Here is a 2,049-nt window from a genome sequence, read left to right as displayed (position 1 = left end):
TGACCTCGCGCGCGAGACGGAGCGCCAGCAGGACCCCGCGTTCCTCGAGCAGGAGGCGCGCAAGCTCGGCTACGTCATGCCCGGCGAGACGCCGTACGTCGTCATCGACGACGACGGCGAGCCGCTGACCGACGCCGAGCTCGACGACCCGTCGTCGATGAACGACGACGAGGGGCCGGCCTGGTACGACGGGGTCTGGGAGTCGGTGAAGGTGGCGGGTGACCCGCCGACGCGGATCCAGCCCCAGCCCAAGAAGCGGATCGTGGGGTCGGAGGACGAGTGACCACCGCTGAGGACGAGGCGGTCATCGCGGCCCAGCTGGGTCGGGTCCCTCGTGGCATCCACGCGATCGGGCACCGCTGCCCCTGCGGCAACCCCGACGTCGTGACGACGGAGCCGCGCCTGCCCAACGGCACGCCGTTCCCGACGACCTACTACCTGACCTGCCCGCGGGTGAGCTCCAGGATCGGCACGCTCGAGGCGTCGGGCCTGATGCGCGAGATGGAGGACCGGTTGGGCTCCGACCCCGAGCTCGCCGCGGCCTACCGGGCGGCGCACGAGGCCTATCTCGCCGACCGGGCTGCTGTCGGGGCCGCGCATGCCCACGACGTCCCCGAGATCGAGGGCATCTCCGCCGGCGGCATGCCCGTCCGGGTCAAGTGCCTCCACGTGCTGGCGGGCCACGCGCTGGCGGCCGGTCCGGGCGTCAACCCTCTCGGTGACGAGGTCCTCGAGCTCCTCGGCGACTGGTGGAGGTCAGGTCCGTGCGTGACGCCGGGGGCCACCGGCGGCCCCGAGGGGCCGTCGGAGTGACGACCGTCGCGGCGATCGACTGCGGCACCAACACCATCAAGCTGCTCATCGGCGACCTGCCTGCGGTGGCCGTCCGGGAGAGCCGGATGGTGCGGCTCGGGCAGGGCGTCGACGCCACCGGCCGGCTGGCGCCCGAGGCGCTCGCCCGGGCGTTCGCGGCGATCGACGAGTACGCCGTCCTCATCGCCGACCACGGGGTCCAGCGGATCCGGTTCTGCGCCACCTCGGCGACCCGCGACGCGTCCAACGCGGCGGACTTCACCGCCGGGGTGCGCGCCCGGCTCGGCGTCGACCCCGAGGTCGTGTCGGGGGAGGAGGAGGCCCGGCTCGCGTTCGGCGGAGCGCTGCGCGGGCTCGCGCTCAGCGGGAGCGCGCCGCTGCCCGGGCCGGTGCTGGTCGTCGACATCGGCGGCGGCTCGACCGAGCTGATCCTCGGAGACCGCGCGAGCGGCCCGCGAGCAGCGTTCTCCATGGACATCGGGTCGGTGCGCCTCCACGAGCGCTGCCTCGGCGGTGACCCGGCGACCCCTGACCAGGTCTCCACGTGCGTCGCCGCGATCGACGCCGCGCTCGACGGCTGCCCGGTCGACCCCGCCGAAGCGGCGTCGTTCCTCGGCATCGCCGGCACGGTCACCACGGTCGCCGCCGGCGTGCTCGGCCTCCCGGCGTACGACCGGGACCTCATCCACGGCCGGGTGCTCGACGTCGCCGCCGTCCACGCGCAGGTCGACGACCTGGTCCGCGCCACCCGCGCCGAGCGGCTCGCCCTCGGCTACGTCCACCCCGGCCGCGCCGACGTCATCGACGCCGGCGCCCTCATCCTCTCCCGGGTCCTCGCCCGCACCCGCCTCTCCGAGATGACGGTCGCCGAGACCGACATCCTCGACGGCATCGCCTGGTCCCTCCTCGACTGAGCGCAGCGACGACCTCGAGGGTGGGACGTCGCGGACATGCGGGGCTCCCTGCCCGCCTGTCCGCAATCGCGGGATTCGGCTGCGACCGGGGTCCGGCGCGCGTAGTTTCCGGAGCATGAGTGGCTCTGGGGTCCTGTCGGAGCAGCAGGTGCTCGCCATCGGGCGAGGACTGCTCGGCGAGCTGGCCCGGCGGCACGACGCGGGTCAGGTCGGCGGGGTCGTCGCACCGGCGACGGTGCTCGTCGAGCCGGACGGGTCGGTGCGGCTCGTCGACGGCCCGATCGACCCGGCGTACGCCGCGCCGGAGGTGCTGGCGGGACAG

General features: G+C 74.5%; 4 protein-coding genes. All 4 read left to right on the top strand.

Annotated elements, in window-relative coordinates:
- On the top strand, window positions 1-283 hold a 283-nt coding region (locus tag H0487_RS22530; protein WP_220793706.1), incomplete at its 5' end, for an FtsB family cell division protein.
- Window positions 280-813, top strand: a complete 534-nt coding sequence (locus H0487_RS22525) for a DUF501 domain-containing protein (protein WP_183096427.1) — start codon at window positions 280-282, stop codon at window positions 811-813. The genes H0487_RS22530 and H0487_RS22525, both read left to right, overlap by 4 nt.
- Entirely contained in the window at window positions 810-1,727 is a 918-nt protein-coding gene (locus H0487_RS22520) for a Ppx/GppA phosphatase family protein (protein ID WP_183096426.1), read from the top strand. The genes H0487_RS22525 and H0487_RS22520 overlap by 4 nt, the downstream gene beginning before the upstream one ends.
- Before the next feature lie 115 nt (window positions 1,728-1,842).
- Window positions 1,843-2,049 (top strand): protein kinase family protein (locus H0487_RS22515; protein WP_220793705.1); only part of this gene is annotated, 207 nt, incomplete at its 3' end.

It is taken from the genome of Nocardioides stalactiti, from assembly GCF_014180715.1.
GTDB lineage: Bacteria > Actinomycetota > Actinomycetes > Propionibacteriales > Nocardioidaceae > Nocardioides > Nocardioides stalactiti.
The sequence above is the reverse complement of the archived record's forward strand: the minus strand, read 5'-3'. Positions and strand labels throughout refer to the sequence as shown.